This window comes from Cellulosimicrobium sp. So1_17, assembly GCF_055181235.1.
This window is the reverse complement of record NZ_CM143702.1, coordinates 4,503,241-4,524,993: the sequence shown is the minus strand read 5'-3', so window position 1 is coordinate 4,524,993 and position 21,753 is coordinate 4,503,241. Positions and strand designations below refer to the sequence as shown.

Genomic DNA, 21,753 nt, shown 5'->3' with positions numbered 1-21,753 from the left:
GCCCCGGGCGGGCCGGTCGACCCCGTGCGCGTCGTCGTCGCCGACGACCAGGCGACGATCCGTCTCGGGCTGCGCATGATCCTCGACAACGAGCCGGACGTCACCGTGGTCGGCGAGGCGGGTGACGGGGAGACCGCGGTGGCGATGGCGCGGGCGGTGCGGCCCGACGTCGTGCTCATGGACGTGCGCATGCCGCGCCTCGACGGGATCGGAGCGACGGCGCGCATCGCCGCCGACCCCGACCTGGCCGGCGTGCGCACGCTCGTCCTCACGACGTTCGACGACGACGAGTACGTCTACGGGGCGCTGCGCGCCGGGGCTGCGGGGTTCCTGCTCAAGGACGCGGACCCGCAGAGCCTCGTCGACGCGGTGCACCGCGTCCGCGCGGGCGACTCGCTCCTCGACCCGGCGGTGACGGGACGGATCATCTCGACGTACGTCGAGCTCGCGCGGCACTCGCCGCTCGCGGGCGGCGGGGCCGGGGACCGTGCGGGCGCGAGGGACGGGCTCGACGCCGTGACGCCGCGCGAGCGCGAGGTCCTGCTCGCGGTCGCGCGCGGGCTGTCGAACCGCGAGATCGGTGCCGAGCTGCACCTCACCGAGGCGACGGTGAAGAGCCACGTGCGCTCGCTGCTCACCAAGGTCGCGCTGACGAACCGCGTGCAGCTCGTCGTCCTCGCGTACGAGGCAGGGCTCGTCCGCCCGGGCGACGGCGCCTGAGCCAGCGCCGGGCACGACCGTGCCCGGCGACGCGAGGGGACGCGCGTCGTCGGGCACGGTGTCCTGTGGCCGGCGGTCGGGTCAGCCGGCCGGCACGACCTCCCCGGCTCGCTCGCGGTCGGTCGCGAGGCGCGCGGCCCGGACCTCCTCGCGGCTCGTGCCGCGGTACGCGGCGGCGAGGATGTCGCGCATGTCCTCCAGCACGGGCATGCGGGGGTTGGCGGGTGCGCACTGGTCCTCGAAGGACCGCAGCGCGAGCTCGTCGAGGCGGCTCATGAAGGCCTTCTCGTCGACGCCCTGGTCGGCGAACGTGGACTCGATGCCGACCTTCGCGCGCAGCTCCTCGACGGCCCGGGCGTAGGACTCGACGCCCTCCTCGGGCGTGGACGCCGCGAGGCCGAGGTGCTGCGCGATCTGCTGGAAGCGCTCCGGGGCGACGTAGCGCTCGTACTTCGGCCAGCTCGTGAGCTTGGTCGGGACCTGCCCGTTGTAGCGGATCACGTGCGGCAGGAGCACCGCGTTGGTGCGGCCGTGCACGAGGTGGAACGTCGAGCCGACGGTGTGGGCCATCGCGTGCACGATGCCGAGCATCGCCGAGCCGAACGCCATGCCCGCGATGGTCGCGGCGTTGTGCATCCGTTCGCGCGCCCTGGGTGCGGACGAGCCGCGCGTGACCGACTCCTCGATGCTCTCGAAGACCATCCTGATGGCCTGCAGGCACAGGCCGTCGGTGAAGTCGTTCGCGTAGACGGACACGAACGCCTCGGTCGCGTGGGTCAGGGCGTCGAAACCCGAGTCCGCGGCCAGCTTCGCGGGCATGGTCTCGGTGAGCACCGGGTCGACGATCGCGACGGTCGGCGTGAGCGCGTAGTCGGCGAGCGGGTACTTGAAGCCCGTCGCCTCGTCGGTGATGACCGCGAACGGCGTCACCTCGGCGCCCGTGCCCGACGACGTCGGGACGCACACGAGCTTCGCCCGCTCCCCCAGCTCGGGGAACTTGTACGCGCGCTTGCGCACGTCGAAGAACTTCTCGCGCATGTCGGAGAACTCGATCTCCGGGTGCTCGTAGCGCAGCCACATGACCTTGGCGGCGTCCATCGGCGAACCGCCGCCGATCGCGACGATCGTGTCCGGCTCGAAGTCGCGCATCGACTCCGCCCCGCGGTTCACGGTGCCGACGCTCGGCTCGGGCTCGACATCGTCGATGACCTGGATCGCGACGCGCTCCTCACGACGGGCGAGGACGTCGAGCACCCGGTCGACGACGCCGATGCGGCTCATCACCTTGTCGGTGACGATCGTGACGCGGTGCACGTCGCGCATCTGGGCGAGGTACTGGAGCGAGTTCGGCTCGAAGTACGTCTTCGCGGGGACCTTGAACCACTGCATGTTGTTGTTGCGTCGTCCGATCCGCTTGATGTTGATGAGGTTGACCGCGGAGACGTTGTTCGACACCGAGTTGGCGCCGTAGCTGCCGCATCCGAGCGTGAGGGACGGCAGGAGCGCGTTGTAGATGTCGCCGATGCCGCCGAGCGACGTCGGGCTGTTCCACAGCACGCGCACGGCCTTGACCCGCGAGCCGTACCGCTCGACGAGCGCCTCGTCCGAGGTGTGGATCGCGGCCGAGTGCCCGAGCCCGTCGAGCTCGACCATGCGCTCGGCGAGCGTGATGCCGTGCTCGGTGTCCCGCGCGTGCAGCACGGCGAGGACGGGCGTGAGCTTCTCGCGGCTCAGCGGCTCCTGGGGGCCGACGTCGTCGATCTCCGCGAGGATGATCGACGTGTCGTCGGGGACGGTGAACCCGGCCTGCTCCGCGATCCACACCGGGGACTGACCGACGACCTTCGGGTTGAGCCTCGCTCCCGCACAGTTCGCGCCGCTCGCCTCGACCCCGAAGATCAGCTGTTCGAGCAGCGCCTTCTCCTGCGGCGTCGCGCGGTAGGCGTGCAGGCGGTCGAGCTCGCGCATCGCGTCGTCGTAGACCGCGTCGTCGAGGATGAGCGCCTGCTCCGACGCGCACACCATGCCGTTGTCGAACGCCTTGGACATCACGACGTCGTTGATCGCCCGGCCGAGGTCGGCGCTCTTCTCGACGTACGCGGGCACGTTGCCCGCACCGACGCCGAGGGCCGGCTTCCCGGCCGAGTACGCGGCGCGGACCATGCCGTTGCCGCCCGTCGCGAGGATGAGCGAGACGCCCGGGTGGTGCATCAGCGTGCTCGTCGCCTCGATGGACGGGTGCTCGACCCACTGGATGCAGTCGTCCGGCGCGCCGGCCGCCACCGCGGCGTCGCGCACGACGCGCGCCGCCTCGACCGAGGAGCGCTGCGCGCTCGGGTGGAACGCGAAGACCACGGGGTTGCGCGTCTTGAGCGCGATGAGGGACTTGAAGATCGTGGTCGACGTCGGGTTGGTCACCGGCGTGACCGCGCACACGACGCCGACGGGCTCGGCGATCTCGACGACGCCCGTGAGCGCGTCGCGACCGACGACCCCGACGGTCTTGAGCCTCGCCATCGAGTTCGGCACGTGCTCGCACGCGAAGATGTTCTTCGTCGCCTTGTCCTCGAACACCCCGCGGCCGGTCTCGGCGACGGCCATCTGCGCCAGGTGGCCGTGCTTGCTCAGCCCGGCCACGGACGCCTTGAGGACGATGCGGTCGACGTCCTCCTGGGTGAGGCCCATGTACCGGTCGAGGGCCTTGCGGGCCCGCTCGACGAGGACGTCGATCTCCTCGGTCGTGCGGGTGCGGACCTCGTCCTGACGGGTCTCGGCGGCCTTCGTGCTCGCGCCCTTCGCGCTCATGCGTCCCCTCCGGAGCCCGACCTGGCCGGGCGACGGGCCGCGGGTGCTGCCAGGGCCGGATGCCCCGGCTCCTTCGGCGGTCTCTACTTGTGAAGACTTTCACAAGCCTCCTTCGGGAGCAAGACCCGGCGGGTGTCGCGCCGAACACAGGTCTTTGGTCCCGCCGCCGGAGGTCGCCGTAGGGTGGGGTCCCATGACAGCCGAGCACGTGACGGACGCGATCACCCCTGCGACCACCGACACCGACCCGTACCTGTGGCTCGAGGAGGTCGAGGGCGACGAGGCGCTCGCCTGGGTCCGCGCCCGCAACGCCGAGGTCGCGGCGACCCTCGAGGTCCCCGAGGACTTCACCACGACGGAGGCGGCGATCCGCGAGGTCCTCGACTCCGACGCGAAGATCCCCGAGGTCTCCCTCATCGGCGACCGCCTGTACAACTTCTGGCGCGACGCCCGCCACGAGCGGGGCCTGTGGCGCCGCACCACCGTCGACTCCTACCGCACCGACGCCCCCGAGTGGGAGACGGTCCTCGACCTCGACGCCCTCGCAGCGCAGGAGGGCGAGAGCTGGGTGTGGCACGGCGCCAGCGTCCTGCGCCCGACGCCGGAGCGGCTCGCCGCGGGCGAGCCGTGGCGGCACGCCCTCGTCGAGCTCTCCCCCGGCGGCTCCGACGCGGACGTCACGCGCGAGTTCGACCTCGTCGAGAAGCGCTTCGTCGACCCCGCCGACGGCGGGTTCCACCGCGCCGAGGCCAAGGGCTCGCTCGGCTGGGTCGATCCCGACACCGTCTACGTCTTCACCGACTTCGGCCCGGGCACGCTGACGCCGTCCGGCTATCCGCGGGTCGTCAAGCGCTGGACGCGCGGCACACAGCTCGCCGACGCCGTGACGGTGTTCGAGGGCACCGACGAGGACATGTACATCTCCGCGTGGCGCTCGCACACCCCCGGCTTCGAGCGCGACTTCGTCCACCGCTCCAAGGCGTTCTACTCCGACGAGCTCTACCTCGCCCAGAACCCCGGGACGCCCGAGCAGGTCCTCACGAAGATCGACGTCCCCGACTCCGCCGAGGTCGGCGTGCGCCGCGAGTGGATGCTCGTCGAGCTGCGCGACGACTGGACCGTCGGTGGCGCGACCTACGCCGCGGGCTCGCTCCTCGTCACGCGCCTGGACGACTTCCTCGCCGGCGACCGCGGCTTTACCGTGCTCTTCGAGCCGACCGCGACGACGTCGCTCGCGGGCGCCACGTGGACGCGCCACCACCTCGTCGTCAACGTGCTCGACGACGTGAAGAACCGCCTCCACGTCCTCACCCCGCCCGCGGGGACGGCGGAGGACGCCGCCTGGGTGCGCTCCGAGATCCCGGGCCTCCCCGCGCTCGGCACGATCGGCGTCGGTGCGGTCGACCCGGTCGAGACGGACGACCTGTGGCTCGTCACGACCGACTACCTCACGCCGACGACGCTCTCGCTGCTCCACCTCGGCGATCGTCCGGGCGAGGCCGGGACCCCCGAGCCGCTCAAGTCGAACCCGGCGTTCTTCGACGCGTCCGGCATGACCGTCGCCCAGCACTTCACCGTGTCCGACGACGGCACGCGCGTCCCGTACTTCGTCGTCGGCCGCGCGGACCTCGTCGCGGGCGCCACCGGCGCCGACGACACAGCCGACGGCACGACCTCGGGCAGCGGCACGGCGCCCACGCTTCTCTACGGGTACGGCGGTTTCGAGGTCTCCCTCACGCCCGGCTACTCGGGCGCGCTCGGCCGGGCGTGGCTGTCGCAGGGCGGCGTGTACGTCGTCGCGAACATCCGCGGCGGCGGCGAGTACGGCCCGGCGTGGCACCAGGCCGCGCTCAAGGCGGACCGGCACCGGGCCTACGAGGACTTCGCCGCGGTCGCGCGCGACCTCGTCGCGCGCGGGATCACGACGCACGAGCACCTCGGCATGGAGGGCCGCTCGAACGGCGGTCTGCTCGCGGGCAACATGCTCACGCAGTACCCGGACCTGTTCGCCGCGGTGATCGTCGGCGTCCCGCTGCTCGACATGAAGCGCTACACGAAGCTCCTCGCGGGCGCGTCGTGGGCCGCCGAGTACGGCGACCCGGACGACCCTGACCAGTGGGAGTTCCTGCGCACGTTCTCCCCGTACCACCTGTTCGAGGGCGACCGCGAGTACCCGCCGGTGCTCTTCACGACGTCGACCAAGGACGACCGCGTCCACCCCGGACACGCCCGCAAGCTCGCGGCGCTCATGCTCTCCGCGGGCAAGGACGTCACGTACTACGAGAACATCGAGGGCGGCCACGGCGGCGCCGCGAACAACGCCCAGGCCGCCCACATGGCGGCGGTGCACTACCGCTTCCTCGCCGAACGCCTGGCCTGAGCTCCCGCGGCCGAGCGAGACGACGAGCCCGCCCTCGAGAAGGTCGGTGACGGGGCGAGCGAGGACCAGGGCGAGGCGATGCCAGGAGGGGTGGGTGGGGGCGCCGCGTCGTGGCGGGCCTGGCGGGAGCCGCGAGGAACGAGCGGCGGATGGTAGACGCGGCGCCCCCACCCACCCCGACGCCCAGGGCGACCACTCGTCGTCGGGCGCACGACCGCGGTACCACCTCGGCGAGAGGCGCGCGGGTCAGGAGTGCGGGACCGTCGCGGTGATGAGCGTGCCGTCCTCGCGCCGGTTGCCGGAGAGCGCGCGCAGGCTCGGGCGGCCGGGCCGGACCGGACCCTGGCCGTCGAGCGGGACCCGCACGACGTCGGCCCCGACCTCGACCTGCTTGCCCCGCACGCCGACCTGCACGGCGTCGCCCGTCTCCACGACGAGCTCGATCGCGTCGGGCAGCACGGTGACCTTGAGCCGCGACCCCTGCCACGCGAGGCGGTACGCGAGCGACTCCCAGCCCTGCGGCAGGCGCGGGTCGAACGTCAGCTCGCCGTTGTGGTCCCGCATGCCGCCGAACCCGCACGCGAGCGCCGTCCAGGTGCCGCCGGCCGACGCGACGTGCACGCCGTCTGCCGCGTTCGCGTGGAGGTTCGCGAGGTCGACGAACAGCGACGAGAGGAAGTACTCGATCGCGAGCTCGTGGTACCCGACCTCGGCCGCGATGATCGACTGCACGACGCCCGAGAGCGTCGAGTCGCCGGTCGTCAACGGGTCGTAGTACTCGAAGTCGGCGAGCTTCTCCTCCGCCGTGAAGTGCTGGCCCTGGAGGAACAGCGCGAGCACGACGTCGGCCTGCTTGAGCACCTGGTAGCGGTAGATGACGAGCGGGTGGTAGTGGAGCAGGAGGGGCCGCTTGTCCGCCGGGGTGTGCGCGAGGTCCCAGATCTCGCGCTCGAGGAAGTGCGAGTCCTGCGGGTGGATGCCGATGCTCTCGGCGTACGGGATCGACATGTGATCGGCGGCGCGTACCCACTCGGCGGGCTCGGTCATGCCGAGGCCCAGCCGGTCGACCATCTGCGCGTAGTCGTCGGGGAAGTCCTCGCGCATGCGCTCGACGACGAACGCGGCGGCACGCAGGTTGAATCGCGCCATGACGTTCGTGAAGAGGTTGTCGTTGACGACCGTCGTGTACTCGTCGGGTCCGGTGACGCCGTGGATGTGGAAGTTGTCGTCGCCGTTGGCGCGCCAGAAGCCCAGGTCCTCCCACATGCGCGCGGTCTCCACGAGGATGTCGACCGCCTCGCGCCGCAGGAAGTCGGCGTCCCCGGTCGCGCGCACGTACTGCACGAGGGCGTAGCTGACGTCGGCGTCGATGTGGTACTGCGCGGTGCCGGCGGCGTAGTACGCCGACGCCTCCTCGCCGTTGATCGTGCGCCACGGGAAGAGAGCGCCCTTCTGCGAGAGCTCCTGCGCCCGGCGCCGCGCGGCGTCGAGCATCTGGTAGCGGAACCGCAGCGCGTTCCGCGCGTACCGAGGGCTCGTGTAGGTGAGGAACGGCAGGACGTAGATCTCGGTGTCCCAGAAGTAGTGCCCGCTGTAGCCGGAGCCGGTCAGACCCTTCGCCGGGACGCCGTTGCCCTCCGCGCGCGCCGTCGCCTGGGCGAGCTGGAAGAGGTTCCAGCGCACGGCCTGCTGGACCTCGGGACGCCCCCCGACCTCGACGTCGGAGCGCGCCCAGAAGTCGTCGAGCCATGACCGCTGGTCCGCCATCTCCGCCGCGACGCCGCGGTCGCGCACCCGGTCGAGCGTGCGCCGGCAGCGGTCGACGAGCTCGCGCGACGGGACCCCGCGCGACGTGTGATAGGCGACGGTCTTCGTGAGCCGGATCGGTCGGCCCGGCTCGGCGTGCACGCGGAACACGTGCTTGGCGAGGTCCTCGTCGACCTGGGTGCGCACGTCCCACTCGTTCTCGGTCTCGAGGTGGTCGTCCGCCGCGACGGCGAGCGTCATGCCCGAGTTCGTGCACCGGTAGGACAGCACCAGGCGCTCGTCGTCGCCCCACTGCGTCTGCGGCTGGAGCACCCGTCCGGCGAACTGCTCGGCCTTGCGCGGGTCGAACCCCTCCCCGAGGGACGCCGACCGCACGTGGTACTCGTCCTGGCCGTCCTGCCGGTTGAGCACCTGCGAGGAGATGGCGACGGGGGCCGCGGCGTCGAGCATCGTCACCTCGAACGTCATGACGGCGAGGTGCCGCTCGACGAACGAGACCATGCGCTCCGACCGGATCCGCACGCGCTTGCCGGACGGCGTGCGCCACAGCAGCTCGCGACGCAGCACGCCGTCGTGCAGGTCGAGCGAGCGCTCGTAGTCGACGAGGTCCGCGACGGGCAGCAGGAGCGGCTCGTCGTCGACGTACAGGCGGATCACCTTGGCGTCGGGCACGTTGACGATGGTCTGTCCGACCTTCGCGAAGCCGTACGCCTCCTCGGCGTGGTGGATCGACCAGGTCTCGTGGAAGCCGTTGATGAAGGTGCCGTGCGCGTGGGACTCGCGTCCCTCCTCGACGTTGCCCCGCATGCCGAGGTAGCCGTTGGCCGTGGCGAACAGCGTCTCGGTGACCCCGAGGTCCTCGGCGGAGAACCGCGCCTCGACGAGGCGCCACGGGTCGGCGGGGAAGCGCAGGCGGTCGACGGTGTGCTGCTCGTCGGAGGTCTTGCGGATCACGCGGCGCCCCCCTGGCGGGCGGGCGCGTCGAGGACGGCGGCGTCGAGCTCGCCGAGATCGCTCACGACGAGGTCCGCGCCGTGCTCGCGCAGCGCGTCGGGGCCCACACCGCGGTCGACGCCGAGCACCAGGCCGAAGTCGCCGGCCGCACCGGCCTGGACCCCCGAGAGCGCGTCCTCGACGACGACCGCCGCGGCGGCGGGCACGCCGAGGAGCTCCGCCGCCCGCAGGTAGGTGTCGGGGGCCGGCTTGCCGGGGATGCCCTCGCGCGCCGCGACGTTGCCGTCCACGACCACCTGGAAGCGGTCCGCGAGGCCGGACGCGGCCAGCACGGTCGGCGTGTTGCGCGACGACGACACGACCGCGACCGCCGCGCCCGCCGACGTCACGGCGTCGAGGAACCGGACCGAGCCCGGGTACGGCGCGATGCCCTCCTCGGTGAACATCCGGTTGACGATCTCGTCCTTGCGGTTGCCCAGCGCGCACACGGTGCTCTCCCCCGGCGCGTCGTCCGCCGCGCCGCGCGGCAGCTCGACGCCCCGCGACGCGAGGAACGTCGCGACGCCGTCGTAGCGCGGCTTGCCGTCGATGTGGGCGAAGTAGTCGGCGGACGTGTAGGGCGCCAGGCCGTGCGCCGCGGTGAACGGCGCGAACAGGCGCTCCCAGGCGCGCATGTGCAGCTCGGCGGTCGGGGTGAGGACGCCGTCGAGGTCGAAGAGCACGGCTCGCAGGACGGGCATGGAGGTCCTTCGCGGTGGGGCGGGGTGGGGAACGGGGTGAGCCCGGACCGGTCCGGGCGTGGGGGTCACGACAGGTCACGACAGGTCACGACGCACGAGCACACCCGGGCGGGTGGCGCCCGCGGCCGGGACCAGCCTACGCACCCGAGGGCGCTCGCGAGAAGCGGCTCACCCCTGGGCGCGCTCCGCGAGCACCTCCGCGACGCGGCCGAGGTTCGCGAGGAGCGCACGATGGTCGTCCGGCGTCCCCCCGACGGTCCGCCCGAGCCCCGCGGCGTGCGTGCGCGACGCGCCGAGGAGCGTCACGTCGTCGAGCGCGGCGGGCGGGAGACCGATGCGGCGCCAGGGCGTCGCGACGAGGTCCGCGAGCTCGCCGAGCGCCGGGCCGGCGCACTGCGAGGCCTTCGCGGGCGGCAGCGCGGCCCACAGGCCCACACCCCGCTCGACGGCCCGTGCGACCGTCTCCCACAGGCGCTCGTCCCACGCGCCCAGGGCCAGCCCGACCGCGTCCGCTCCCGCCAGCACGACCGGCGCGATCCCGACGCGGGCCGACCCCACGTGCACGACCGTCGACGCACCGGCCGCGCGCGCGGCGTCGAGCACGGGACGCAGCCCGTCGACGAGGTCCGGCCCGGCGACCGCCCGCAGCCGCGAGAACCCCGAGAAGCTGGGCAGCGCCCCCGCCCCCACCGCGGCGAGGAGGGGCTCGTCGACCTGCACGACGACGTCCGCCCCCGGGACCTGGCGACGCACCTCGGCGACGTGCTCGCCGACGCCCGACGCGAGCGCCTCGACGAGGTCGTGCACGGCGCCGCGGTCGGACAGCACCCGGTCGCCGCGCGCGAGGTAGAGCTCCGCCGCGAGCGTCCACGGGCCCTGGACCGTCACGGCGAGCGGGCCGGCGAACCCCGACGCCGCGATCGCGAGCGCCTCGACGTCCTCACGGACCAGGGCCTCGGCGCGGCGCTCGTCGGCGCCCGGATGGTCGGCGAGCTTCCAGCCGTGCGGGCCCAGCTCGACCGGCAGGCCGGGCAGGAGCGCGGCGGTCCGCCCCGTCGGGTCGGCGCCGGGACCGCGGCCGAGCAGCTGCACGAGGAAGGGGATCCCCTGCACGCCCGTCGGCACCTCCGCGAGGTCGCCGAGCACCGTGAGCTGCGCCTCGAGCACGTCGGCCTCTCCCCCGGGCCACGGCCCGAGACCCGTCACGGCGGTCATGGGACCTGTCCCCGGACCGTCGGGCCACCACGTACGTCACGGATCATGCGTCCGTCACCTCTCTCCAGGAGTACTCGAAGGACGGAGCCGTGCCGAGGCCTCACCGAGGCCCGGGGGCGCACCTCCGGCCAGGACGGTACCGACCGGAGGACACGACCGACATGAGGGTTCACGACGACGGCCGTCGCACGACGGCTCCTCGTGCCACGGCGGCCAACAAGGCCGCCGCGATCACCGTGCACACGCAGGCCATCCCGGGCAACCACGCCGACGTCCTCGCCGCGCTGCTCGCACCAGGGTTCCGCGACCACGACGCCGGCGGGGACGGCGGGCTCGACTCGCTCGTCGCGACGATGCGCTGGCACGCCGACGCGTTCGACGACCAGCGCGTCGAGGTGCTGCACGCCGTCGCGGAGGGCGACCTCGTCGCCCTGCACGTCGAGGTGAGCGCCCGCCACACGGGCTTCTACCGCGGGCTCGCACCGACGGGACGTCGCTTCCACGTGCGCGAGATGCACGTCCTGCGCTTCGCCGAGGGCCGCGAGGTCGAGCACTGGTGCGTGCGCGACGAGCCGGCGCTCGCGCGGGCGCTCGCTCAGGACGACACCCCCGTACGGGCGGGCTGAGCGGACACGGGGGCGGCACTGCCACGGGAGCCACGGGAGGCGCTGTCCACGGTGGCCTGGCCGAGCACGCGCGTGCCCGCGTAGACGACCAGCGACTGCCCCGCCGCCACGCCGCGCAGCGGTGTGCCCGTGAGCTCGACGCTCATCGCCGCGCCCGTCGAACCGTCCGTGGCTCGTACGCGCGCCGCCACGGGAGTCCCGTGCGCGCGGACCTGCACCTCGGCGTCGAACGCCGCACCCGGTCGGGCGAGCGGCGCCGGTCCGTCGAGGACGCCGTCGAACCACACGGCTCCGCCGGCCTCGATCCGATCGACGCTCAGCAGCTCGGCGGGTCCCACGACCACCCGGTTCGTGGCGGGCTGCACGTCGAGCACGTAGCGGGGTCGCCCGTCGGGCGCGGGGCGGTCGATGCCGAGCCCCTTGCGCTGGCCGACCGTGTACGAGTAGGCGCCGTCGTGCTCGCCCAGCACCCGTCCCTCGGTGTCGACGACCTCGCCGGGGCGCGAACCGAGGCGGTCGCGCAGGAAGCCCTGGGTGTCGCCGTCGGCGACGAAGCAGATGTCGTACGAGTCGGGCTTGGCCGAGACCGACAGGCCGCGGCGCGCGGCCTCGGCGCGGACCTCGTCCTTCGACGCGAAGTCGCCGAGCGGGAACATCGCGCGCGCGAGCCGCTCGGGGCCCATGACCGCGAGCACGTAGGACTGGTCCTTGGCCTGGTTCGGCGAGCGGTGCAGCTCGCGGGACCCGCCGGTCCCGTCCGGGGCCGCCCCGCGCGTCACGACGCGCGCGTAGTGGCCCGTCGCGACGGCGTCGAAGCCGAGCGCGGTCGCCTTGTCGAGCAACGCCTCGAACTTGATGTGCTCGTTGCAGCGCACGCACGGGTTGGGCGTGCGGCCCGCCTCGTACTCGGCGAGGAAGTCGGCGACGACCGTGTCCTCGAACCGCTCCGAGAGGTCCCACACGTAGTACGGGATGCCGAGCACGTCGGCCGCGCGCCGCGCGTCGCCCGCGTCCTCGATCGAGCAGCAGCCGCGCGAGCCGGTGCGGAACTGGTCGCGGTTGCGCGACAGGGCCATGTGCACGCCCACGACGTCGTGGCCCGCCTCGACGGCGAGGGCCGCGGCGACCGCGGAGTCGACGCCCCCGGACATCGCGGCGAGCACCCTCATGCCGCACCTCCCGACGAGGCCGGCACGGACGCCGTGGCCGGCGCGGGAGCAGGACGGGTCCGGGCGGGCGACGACGCGAGCCCGGCCGCCCGGGCACGGTCCACCGCGGCGGGCAGCGCGTCGAGGAGGTGCGCGACGTCGTCGGGGGTGGACGTCGCACCGAGCGAGAAGCGCAGGGCGCCGCGCGCGTCGTCCTCCGGGACGCCCATCGCGAGGAGGACGTGGGACGGCTGCGGGACCCCCGCCTGGCAGGCCGAACCGGTCGACGCCTGCACACCGGCGGAGTCCAGCAGGTAGAGCAGCGAGTCGCCCTCGGCGCCGGGGAACGTGAAGTGGGCGTTCCCGGGAAGCCTCGCGCTCTCCTCGTCGCCCGCGCCGCGGTCGGGCTCGGGACCGCTCAGGACGGCGTCCGGGACGACCCGTCGCACGCCGGCGACGAGCTCGTCGCGCAGCGACCCCAGGTGCTGCGCCCGCTCCGCGCGGCGCCCGACCGCCTCGGCGACCGCGACGCCGAAAGCGCGGATCGCGGGAGCGTCGAGCGTGCCGGAGCGCACGCCGCGCTCCTGGCCGCCGCCGTGCAGCACGGGCGTCAGCGGTGCGTCGCGGCGCGCGACGAGCGCACCCACGCCCACGGGCCCTCCGAGCTTGTGCCCCGAGACCGTCATCGCGTCGAGCCCGCTCGCCGCGAAGTCGACCGGGACCTGGCCGACGGCCTGCACCGCGTCCGAGTGCACGGGGATGCCGTGGGGGCGCGCGAGCTGGACGACCTCGTGCACGGGCTGCAGCGTGCCGACCTCGTTGTTCGCCCACATGACCGAGATGAGCGCGATCTCTTCGGCGTGCTGCGCGAGCTCGGCCCGCAGCGCGTCGAGCTCGACGCGGCCCTGCGCGTCGACCGGCAGCAGCACGATCTCCGCGCCCGCGTGCTCCGCCATCCAGAACGCCGGGTCGAGGACCGCGTGGTGCTCGACCGCGGAGACGACGATGCGGCGGCGGCGCGGGTCGGTGGTGCGCCGACCCCAGAACAGTCCCTTGATCGCGAGGTTGTCGGCCTCGGTACCGCCCGCCGTGAGCACGACCTCGCTGGGCCGTGCGCCGAGCGCCGCCGCGACCGCCTCGCGCGCCTCCTCGACCGTGCGCCGCGCGGCGCGCCCGGCGGCGTGCAGGGAGGACGGGTTGCCCGTGCGCGACAGCTCGTCGACGAGGGCGTCCCGGGCCGCCGCGGAGAGGTGCGTCGTGGCGGCGTGGTCGAGGTACGCGACGCCTCGGACGGCGGCTGAGGAGGTCCCGGACGGGGCGCCGGATGGCTGGGTCACGGTCACCCAGTCTACGAACCAGTCGACGAAGCGCCGCCCCGCACCGTTCACCCTGCGGTCCGTCGCTGGACAAACGTCCTGGACGCGCTATTTTGTCTGAGGTCTGTGCCCGGCCGTCCGCCGGTCCCCGACCTTCGAGCCGAGCCGCGCGCCAACCGTTCCGTCGCGGGCCCGACACCCCGGCAGGACAGCCCCGTGCAGCGCGAGCAGCACAGGCAGCGCCTGCCGCAGTCCCGTGAGCCGACCAGGGGAAATGGCACCACGATGCCCGACGACGTCGCACCCGCCGTGGACGAGACCTCCCTCGTCCCGGTCGCCGCCGGCGGACGCCGCCTGCGCTGGTTCGACCTGCCCGTCGCGCTGCGCGACGAGCTCGAGGCGGTCGCCGGGGGACGCGTGGTCGCGGAGACCTCCGTCGTGTCGGGGTTCAGCCCCGGCCTGGCGTCCGTGCTCGAGCTCGACGACGGCCAGCGCCTCTTCGTCAAGGCGGCGCGCTCGGCGGACGAGCCCGTCGCGGCCGACCTGCACCGTGCGGAGGCGAGGATCGCCACCCGGCTGCCGCGCCAGATCCCGACGCCCCGGTTCGCCTGGGGGCACGGCGACGGCGACTGGATCGTCCTCGCGTTCGAGGTGGTCGACGGGCACGTCCCCGCCACCCCGTGGGTGCCCGACGAGCTGGACCGCGTGCTCGCGGCGCTCGAGACGCTGGCAGCCGTCCCGGGCGCGCGGGACATGCGCCTGCCCCCCACGGGCCCCGACTTCGCTCGCCTGTCCACCGGGTGGCGCGCCCTGCGCGACGACCCCGACCCCGGGCTCACGAGCCTCGTGCCGTGGGCGGCCGAGCACCTCGACGCGCTCGCCGAGGCGGAGCGCAGCGCGCTCGTCGCGTGCGAGGGCGAGTCCTTCGTGCACGGCGACCTGCGCGCCGACAACCTGCTCCTCACGCCGTCGACCGTCTACCTCGTCGACTGGCCGCACGCCTCGCGCGGCGCGGGGTGGCTGGACCTCGCGATGTTCCTGCCGAGCGTCGTCATGCAGGGCGTCGCGGGCGTGGTCGAGCCCGTGACGCCGCAGGCGGGGACCGCGCGACGGGCGCGCGGCGGTGCGTGGGCGGCGGCCACGTTCGCGGCGCACCCGCTCACCCGCGACGTGCACCCCGCCGACCTGCGCGCGGTCGTCGCCGGCATCGCCGGGTACTTCCTCCACTCGGCGCGCAAGCCGGACGTGCCGAGCATCCCGAACCTGCGCCCGTTCCAGCGCGCACAGGGCGTCGCGGCGGTCGCGTGGCTCGAGCACGTCGGCCTCTGCGACCACTGACCTCCTCGAGCGCCGGACGGCGCCGGTCCCCGCGGGGGTGACCGGCGCCGTCGGGCGCGAGGAGCCGCGCCTCAGTCCTTCCAGACCTGCACGACCGCGGGCCGCGGGCCGGCGAACGCACCGACCGGGACGGGCGCACCGGGCGTCACGTAGTCGGGGAACGCCGACGTCTGCGCGTCGTACGAGCCGTTCTCGCCCGGGTGCTGCACGGCGACGTACACCATGCGGTCCTTCGAGTCGATGACCGGACCGCACGTCTCCGCCTCGCGCGGGACCGAGAGGAACTGCTGGACCCGGCCGCGCTCGCGACCGCTGAGCGGCACCTTGAACAGACCGTCGCACTTCTGGATCGTGCTCGGCTGACCGTCCGTCGAGATCCAGAGGTTGCCCTCGGCGTCGAACGCGAGGTTGTCGGGGCACGAGATCGGCGACACCTTGTCCTTCGGGTACCCCGCGAAGTACGTCGAGGCGTTCGTCGCGGGGTCGCCGGCGACGAGGAGGAGGTTCCAGCGGAACGAGCGCGCCGCGGCGTCGTCCCGGTCCTCGACGATCTCCACGACGTGCCCGTCGCGGTTGGTGCTGCGCGGGTTCGACTCGGTCGCCGCCTCGGTGCCCGACGGGCCGCGGGAGGTGTTGTTCGTGCACGCCACGTACACGCGACCCGTCACCGGGTTCGGCTCGACGTCCTCGGGACGGTCCATCTTCGTCGCGCCGACCTTGTCGGCCGCGACGCGCGTGTAGACCAGCACCTCCTCGACCGACATGCCCTCGACGGCGCTGCGCCCGTCGACCACGAGCGGCAGCCACTCGCCGCGGCCGTCGAACGCGCCGTCGGACGGCAGGGCGCCCGAGCCGTCGATCTCGGCAGCCGGCGAGTCCCCGGTGAACCGCGCGACGTACAGCGACCCCTCGCTGAGGAGCGTCTTGTTGTGGCGGCGGGCCCAGTCGCTGTTCCCCGGGCGCATCGTGCGCGAGGAGACGAACTTGTACACGTAGTCGAAGCGCTCGTCGTCCCCCATGTACGCCACCGCGTGGCCGCGCCGGGACAGGATGACGTTCGCGCCCTCGTGCTTGAAGCGCCCGAGCGCGGTGTGCTTCACGGGTGCCTCGCCCGGCGAGTACGGGTCGATCTCGACGATCCAGCCGAACCGGTTCGGCTCGTTCTCGTAGCCGGCGTTGCGCGCGTCGAAGCGCGGGTCGTCGAGCTCCCAGCCGTAGCCGGTCGCCGCGTCGCGCAGGCCGTAGCGGGCGTCGTGCCCGGAGCCCGCGGTGCGGAAGTAGCCGTGGAAGTTCTCCTCCCCGGACAGCACCGTGCCCCAGGGCGTCGTGCCGCCGGCGCAGTTGTTCAGCGTGCCGAGGACGCGCGTGCCCGACGGGTCGGCCACCGTCGTGAGCAGGTCGGAGCCCGCGGCCGGCCCGTCGACACGGAACTCCGTGCCGATGTGGACACGGCGGTTCGAACGGCTGTCGGGCACGTACTCCCACGGCTGTCCCGTGCGACGACGCCGGACCTCCACGACCGAGATGCCGTGCGCGGCCCGCTCGATCGCGCGCCGGGTCGCGGCGTCGTACGACGCGTCGAACATGATGCCGGGGTTCGTGTACTCGTGGTTCGTCACGAGCAGACCGCGCGTCCCGCGGCCGTCGTCCTTGTGCCGGCCCCACCACCACAGCCCGCGCTCGCGCTCGTAGGGCAGGATGTCGAGGTAGTCGTTGTTGTAGCCGAACTGCAGCGCCTGCTGCTCGGGCGACTGGTTCGCCGGGTCGAACGCGCGGCCACCGCGCAGGATCGGGTCGCCCCAGCGGATGATCGGTCGCCACGCGTAGCCGTCGGGCACGACGAGCGCGTCGGTCGCGGCCGCCTGGGGGGCGATCGGGCCGAACGACAGCCCCTTGCCCGCGCCGTGGCCTCCCCCGCCCCACCCGCCGTGCGCGGGCACCGCGGCCTGCGCGGAGGGCGCGGTCGCCGTCTGCGCGCCGACCACGACGACCGCGGCACCGACCGCGAGCCCGCCGAGCAGCGCGCGACGCGAGAGCGCCTGCCCGGCGACGTCGCGGAAGTACTCGTTGTCGCTCGCGTTGGGTGCGGCGTGCGAGCACGCGTCGGCGCACTTCAGCCGGCAGGTCACCGGGCTGCGCTTGCCGCGCACGTAGGGAGCGAGGGGCAGCATCGTGCGTTGCTCGGGGGCGGGAGTGATCGTCATCGGGGTCTCCACGGGTCGGGGGCCTCCTCGTGGCGAGGAGTCGGCCCGACGCTAGGAACGGTCCATGACGACCGGTGTGCCGGCGGGTGGCGAGCGGGTGAACTCTGGATGCCCACCGGGTGGGACCCCGGTGCCCGCCGTGCGGGACCGGGCGTCCCGTCAGCCCTGGTTCGCCCGGTGCTCCCGGATGACCTGCGCCGCCTGCGGCAGCACGTCGGCCAGGTCGCCGACGACGGCGAAGTCGGAGATCTCGAAGAGCGGGCACTCCGGGTCGTTGTTCACCGCGACGACGACCTGCGACGCCTGCATGCCGCCCCGGTGGTGCGGGGCGCCCGAGACGCCCGCGCCGATGTACAGGCGGGGTGCGACGGTGACGCCGGTCTGGCCGACGAACTGGTCGTGCCAGCCCTCGTAGACGGCGTCACGCGTCGCGCCGACCGCCGCACCGAGGGCGTCGGCAAGCTCGAGGACGGGCTCGAAGTCGCCGTTCGTCCCGCGCCCGCCGGTGACGACGACCGCCGCCTCGCCGAGCGCGGGGCGTCCCGCCGCGGACGTCGGGTGGACGGTCCGCGAGACGACGCGCGCCGACGTCGCGGCGGCGGAGAGGTCGACGGAGAACCCGACGACCTCGGTGGCGACCGCCTCGGGCGCCGGCTCCGGCGCGACGGAGTTCGCGCGGACCGTGAGGACGGCGAGGTCCGTGGTCACGGTGCTGCGCACGTCCCACGACCCGGCGAAGACGCTCTTGTCCGCGACGACGTGCCCGGCGTCCGCGCCGTCGGCGGCCACGTCCAGGGCGGTCGCGTCGACGACGAGGCCGGCGCCGGTCAGGAACGCCAGGCGCGCCGCCGCCTCCTTGTTCGGGAACGAGGAGGTGAGCAGCACGACGTCGGCGTCGGTCGCCCGGACCGCCGCGGCGAGCGCCTCGGCGACGACGGGCGTGAGGTGCGCGACGTCGCCGCCCACCCCGTGCCCGTCGGCCGAGAGCTCGGCCTGACGGACGGTCTCGACGCCGTACGCGCCGAGCTGGGCGAGCACGTCGAGGCTCGGCGCCTCGAGCGCGACGGCCTCGACGCGGCCGACGCCGCGCGCGTGCGTGAGGAGCTCGAGCCCGGGCGAGCGCAGCTCGGTGCCGGGGCTGTCGAGCAGGACGAGGACGGTGCGGTTGCCCGTGGGGACGGTCGCGGAGGTGGTGGCGGTCATGGTGGCGTCCTCTCAGACCAGCTCGTTGCGGATGAGGTACTCGGCGAGCGCGCGGCCGCCCTCACCCTTGTCGACGACGATCTCGACCTCGGGCCGCGGCGGACGCGGCGACGCGGCGAGCACGCGCGTGCGCGCCCCGGGGTCGCCGACCTCCGCGGGCTCGACGTCGAGGTCCGCGAGGCTCCACGCCTCCACCTGCTTCGCGCGGGCCGCCATGATGAGCTTGAAGTTCGGGAGGCGCGGGTCGTTCGCGTGGTCCGTGACGCTCACGACGGCGGGCAGGGAGGCCTCCAGCACCTCGTCGACGCCGTCGAGCTCGCGCGTGACGCGCGCGGTGCGGGCACCCGCCTCGCCGTCGAGCTCCAGCGCGCCGGCGAGCGTGAGCTGCGGCAGGCCCAGCTCCGCGGACAGGAGGGCCGGGACCACGGACCCGAGCCCGTCGAGCGCCGCCATGCCGGTCACCACGAGGTCGACCGGGGACTCGGCGGCCAGACGGCGCACGGCCGCGGCGAGCACCCGCGCGGTGCCGAAGTAGTCCGAGCCGGCGATCGCGTCGTCGCTCACGCGCACGCCACGGTCGACGCCGAGCTGGAACGCCTTCTTCACGGCGGCGTCCGCGTCGGGTCCGGCGACCGTCACGACGACGACCTCGCTCGTGGCCCGCTCGTCCTCCGGCAGGCCCTCGACGACGCGCAGCGCTGCCTCGAGCGCGTTCTCGTCGAGCTCGTTGAGCGTCCCCTCGTCGGAGCGGCGGACGACCCGCCCGCCCTCGAAGCCCCGGTCGGCATGGATGTCCGGGACGTACTTCACGGCGACGACGATCCGCATCGAGTGCTCACTCCCTGTGCTGGGCGGTGGGCGGGCAGCGTGCCCGCCCTGCAACGGAAGCGTACCGGCGGCTGTACGACGGGGCCGGTGACACCCGCCACAATGGACGGGTGCATGCTCCGTCCGACGTCCCGGCGCCTTCCCGCGTCGACCGCCACGCGCCCGTCCCCCGGCTCGGCGTCCACCTCGCCGGCGACGGGGTCGACGTCGCCGTGCAGGCCTCCCACGCGACCGCCGTGGAGCTGTGCCTCGTCGACGCCGTCGACGAGGACGACGGCGCGGATCGCGGTGACGTCGGCGGCGGCGCGGTCGCGTCGCGGTTCCGCGAGCGCCGGGTGGCGCTCGAGGGGCCGGCGTTCGGCGTCTGGCGCGCGCACGTGCCCGGCGTCCGCGCCGGTCAGCGCTACGGCTTCCGCGTCCACGGCCCGTGGGACCCCGCGGCCGGCCTGCGGCACAACCCCGCGAAGCTCCTCGTCGACCCCTACGCGCGCGGCCTCGTGGGCGAGCTGGTCGACGACCCGGCGATCCGCGGCCACGCGGGCGCCGACCCGTACGGTCCTGCCGACGACCGGGACTCCCTGGCGTTCGTGCCGCACTCCGTGGTCGTCGCGGAGCCGACGGGCCCGGTCGCGCCGCGGCCGCACGTGCCCTGGTCGGAGACGGTGGTGTACGAGGCGCACGTGCGCGGGCTCACGCAGCGGCTGGAAGCGCTCCCCGAGCACCTGCGCGGCACGTACGCGGGGCTCGCGCACCCGGTGACGATCGAGCACCTGCGGTCGCTCGGCGTCACGACGATCGAGCTGCTGCCCGTGCACGCGAACGTCCCGGAGCCCCACCTGCTGGCGAGCGGCCGCACCAACTACTGGGGGTACTCGACGCTCGGCTTCTTCGCCCCGCACGCCGCGTACGCCACGCACGCCGCCCAGGCTGCCGGGCCGGGCGCCGTCCTCGACGAGGTGCGGGGCATGGTCCACCTCCTGCACGAGGCGGGCCTCGAGGTGCTGCTCGACGTCGTCCACAACCACACGTGCGAGGGCGGCGCCGACGGCTACCACCTGTCGTGGCGCGGCCTCGACAACGCGGTGCACTACCTGCACGACGGCGCGACGCCCGCCCGGCTCGCCGACGTCACCGGGACGGGCAACTCGCTCGACTTCCGCCGGCCCGCCGTCGTGCGCGCGGCGCTCGACTCGCTGCGGTACTGGGCCGAGACCGTGGGCGTGGACGGGTTCCGGTTCGACCTCGCCGTCACGCTCGGGCGCGGCGAGAGCGGCTTCGACCCCGACCACCCGTTCCTCGTCGCGCTCCAGACCGACCCGGTGCTCAGCGGGCTCAAGCTCGTCGCCGAGCCGTGGGACGTCGGACCGGGCGGATGGCGCACGGGCCAGTTCCCGCCGCCGATGGCCGAGTGGAACGACCGCTTCCGCGACGCCGTGCGCCAGTTCTGGCTCGCCGACGCACGCGAGGCGTCGCACGGACGGCCGGGGCACGGCGTGCGCGACCTCGCGACGCGGCTCGCGGGGTCCGCGGACCTGTTCGGCCGCAGCGACCCGCCGCTCCTGCGCGGCCCGGTCGCGTCGGTGAGCTACGTGACGGCGCACGACGGGTTCACGCTCGCCGACCTGGTCGCCTACGACCACAAGCACAACCTCGCCAACGGCGAGGGCAACCGGGACGGCACGAACGACAACCGGTCGTGGAACCACGGGCTCGAGGGTCCGGTCTCGACGCCGGACGCGACGACGACCGTGTCGGGAGCGGCGGGAGGCGGCACGGGAGCGGTCCCCGAGGACCCCCACGGCGCGGACGGCAGCGCGCTCGGTCCCGGTGTCGAGATCGCACCGCTGCGGCGACGCTCGATCCGCAACCTCTTCGCGACGCTCGTGCTCGCGGCCGGCACGCCCATGATCACGGCCGGCGACGAGATGGGCCGTACCCAGCGGGGCAACAACAACGCGTACGTGCAGGACGGCGAGACGTCGTGGGTCTCGTGGGACCTGTCGCCGTGGCGCAAGGACCTCCTCGCCACCGCCCGGTACCTGCTCGCGCTGCGTCGCGAGCACCCGGCGCTGAGACCCGACACGTTCTACACCGGGCGTCCCGTACCCGGGTCGCACGTGCCCGGGGTGCCCGACCTCGTCTGGTTCGACGCCGACGGCGAGCTGCTCGACCACGCGACGTGGCACGACCCGCAGGTGCGCACGCTCCAGATGCTGCGCACCGCGCCCGAGCCCGGCGCGAGCGACGTCCTCGTCGTCCTGGCGGGCTCCCTCGACGCCGTCGACGTGACGCTGCCGAGCGTGCGCGCCGCGGCCGGTGAGGCCCTCGAGCGGTGGTCCCTCGTGTGGGACTCCGACTGGGAGCACCCCGACGACCAGGGCGACGAGGACGCCCGGGCGGGCGACGTCGTCGTGCTCGAGCCGCTCAGCGTGCGGGTGTACGTCTCGCCCACCCCGCCGAGGTAGTACCCCGGTCCCGCGAGGTCGAGGCTCCCGCCCGTGCACGGTGT

14 protein-coding genes are annotated in these 21,753 nt (G+C 74.0%); 5 read left to right on the top strand and 9 right to left on the bottom strand.

What is annotated here, in order from left to right; translation table 11 throughout:
- The first annotated feature begins 75 nt into the window (after window positions 1–75).
- Window positions 76–720 carry a response regulator gene (locus tag ACZCLJ_RS19890; RefSeq protein WP_463106434.1) on the top strand — a complete coding sequence of 215 codons (645 nt, stop codon included), beginning with the start codon at window positions 76–78 and terminating at the stop codon, window positions 718–720.
- Between the two features lie 81 nt (window positions 721–801).
- Here the strand turns inward: ACZCLJ_RS19890 and adhE are convergent, their stop codons facing one another.
- Window positions 802–3,525, bottom strand: coding sequence for a bifunctional acetaldehyde-CoA/alcohol dehydrogenase (gene adhE / locus ACZCLJ_RS19885; RefSeq protein WP_463105014.1), 2,724 nt, complete (start codon window positions 3,523–3,525; stop codon window positions 802–804).
- Window positions 3,526–3,718: 193 nt separating this feature from the next.
- Between adhE and ACZCLJ_RS19880 the strand changes: the two genes are divergently transcribed.
- Window positions 3,719–5,905, top strand: a complete 2,187-nt coding sequence (locus ACZCLJ_RS19880) for a prolyl oligopeptidase family serine peptidase (RefSeq protein ID WP_463105013.1) — start codon at window positions 3,719–3,721, stop codon at window positions 5,903–5,905.
- Between the two features lie 246 nt (window positions 5,906–6,151).
- Here the strand turns inward: ACZCLJ_RS19880 and ACZCLJ_RS19875 are convergent, their stop codons facing one another.
- From ACZCLJ_RS19875 to ACZCLJ_RS19865, 3 genes are all read right to left on the bottom strand, one after another.
- The gene (locus ACZCLJ_RS19875; RefSeq protein ID WP_463105012.1) at window positions 6,152–8,626 is read right to left on the bottom strand and encodes a glycoside hydrolase family 65 protein; all 2,475 of its coding nucleotides are present in this window, start codon (window positions 8,624–8,626) and stop codon (window positions 6,152–6,154) included.
- A complete protein-coding gene (locus tag ACZCLJ_RS19870; protein ID WP_251151844.1) occupies window positions 8,623–9,366 on the bottom strand; it encodes an HAD family hydrolase in 744 nt (247 codons plus the stop codon). The genes ACZCLJ_RS19875 and ACZCLJ_RS19870 overlap by 4 nt, the downstream gene beginning before the upstream one ends.
- Window positions 9,367–9,534: 168 nt before the next feature.
- The gene (locus ACZCLJ_RS19865) at window positions 9,535–10,581 is read right to left on the bottom strand and encodes a uroporphyrinogen decarboxylase/cobalamine-independent methonine synthase family protein (protein ID WP_251151845.1); all 1,047 of its coding nucleotides are present in this window, start codon (window positions 10,579–10,581) and stop codon (window positions 9,535–9,537) included.
- A gap of 161 nt (window positions 10,582–10,742) precedes the next feature.
- Here ACZCLJ_RS19865 and ACZCLJ_RS19860 point away from each other — a divergent pair, with 161 nt between their 5' ends.
- On the top strand, window positions 10,743–11,207 hold the full coding sequence (locus ACZCLJ_RS19860; protein WP_463105011.1) for an ester cyclase: 465 nt from the start codon (window positions 10,743–10,745) through the stop codon (window positions 11,205–11,207).
- On the opposite strand, the gene mnmA is transcribed toward ACZCLJ_RS19860, so the two are convergent.
- Both mnmA and ACZCLJ_RS19850 read right to left on the bottom strand, forming a co-directional pair.
- Window positions 11,177–12,376 carry a tRNA 2-thiouridine(34) synthase MnmA gene (gene mnmA / locus ACZCLJ_RS19855; protein WP_463105010.1) on the bottom strand — a complete coding sequence of 400 codons (1,200 nt, stop codon included), beginning with the start codon at window positions 12,374–12,376 and terminating at the stop codon, window positions 11,177–11,179. The two genes, ACZCLJ_RS19860 and mnmA, sit on opposite strands and share 31 nt — an antisense overlap.
- Entirely contained in the window at window positions 12,373–13,692 is a 1,320-nt protein-coding gene (locus tag ACZCLJ_RS19850) for a cysteine desulfurase family protein (RefSeq protein WP_463105009.1), read from the bottom strand. Before ACZCLJ_RS19850 ends, mnmA begins: the two co-directional genes overlap by 4 nt.
- Window positions 13,693–13,956: 264 nt before the next feature.
- Here ACZCLJ_RS19850 and ACZCLJ_RS19845 point away from each other — a divergent pair, with 264 nt between their 5' ends.
- Window positions 13,957–15,009 carry an aminoglycoside phosphotransferase family protein gene (locus ACZCLJ_RS19845; protein ID WP_463105008.1) on the top strand — a complete coding sequence of 351 codons (1,053 nt, stop codon included), beginning with the start codon at window positions 13,957–13,959 and terminating at the stop codon, window positions 15,007–15,009.
- Window positions 15,010–15,080: 71 nt separating this feature from the next.
- On the opposite strand, the gene ACZCLJ_RS19840 is transcribed toward ACZCLJ_RS19845, so the two are convergent.
- The 3 genes from ACZCLJ_RS19840 to ACZCLJ_RS19830 form a co-directional block, all read right to left on the bottom strand.
- Window positions 15,081–17,213, bottom strand: coding sequence for a PhoX family protein (locus tag ACZCLJ_RS19840; RefSeq protein WP_463105007.1), 2,133 nt, complete (start codon window positions 17,211–17,213; stop codon window positions 15,081–15,083).
- Between the two features lie 159 nt (window positions 17,214–17,372).
- Window positions 17,373–18,416, bottom strand: coding sequence for an electron transfer flavoprotein subunit alpha/FixB family protein (locus ACZCLJ_RS19835; protein ID WP_463105006.1), 1,044 nt, complete (start codon window positions 18,414–18,416; stop codon window positions 17,373–17,375).
- Window positions 18,417–18,428: 12 nt separating this feature from the next.
- Window positions 18,429–19,244 carry an electron transfer flavoprotein subunit beta/FixA family protein gene (locus ACZCLJ_RS19830; RefSeq protein ID WP_463105005.1) on the bottom strand — a complete coding sequence of 272 codons (816 nt, stop codon included), beginning with the start codon at window positions 19,242–19,244 and terminating at the stop codon, window positions 18,429–18,431.
- 110 nt (window positions 19,245–19,354) lie between these two features.
- Here ACZCLJ_RS19830 and ACZCLJ_RS19825 point away from each other — a divergent pair, with 110 nt between their 5' ends.
- Window positions 19,355–21,709, top strand: coding sequence for a glycogen debranching protein (locus ACZCLJ_RS19825; RefSeq protein WP_463105004.1), 2,355 nt, complete (start codon window positions 19,355–19,357; stop codon window positions 21,707–21,709).
- Window positions 21,710–21,753 lie beyond the last annotated feature (44 nt).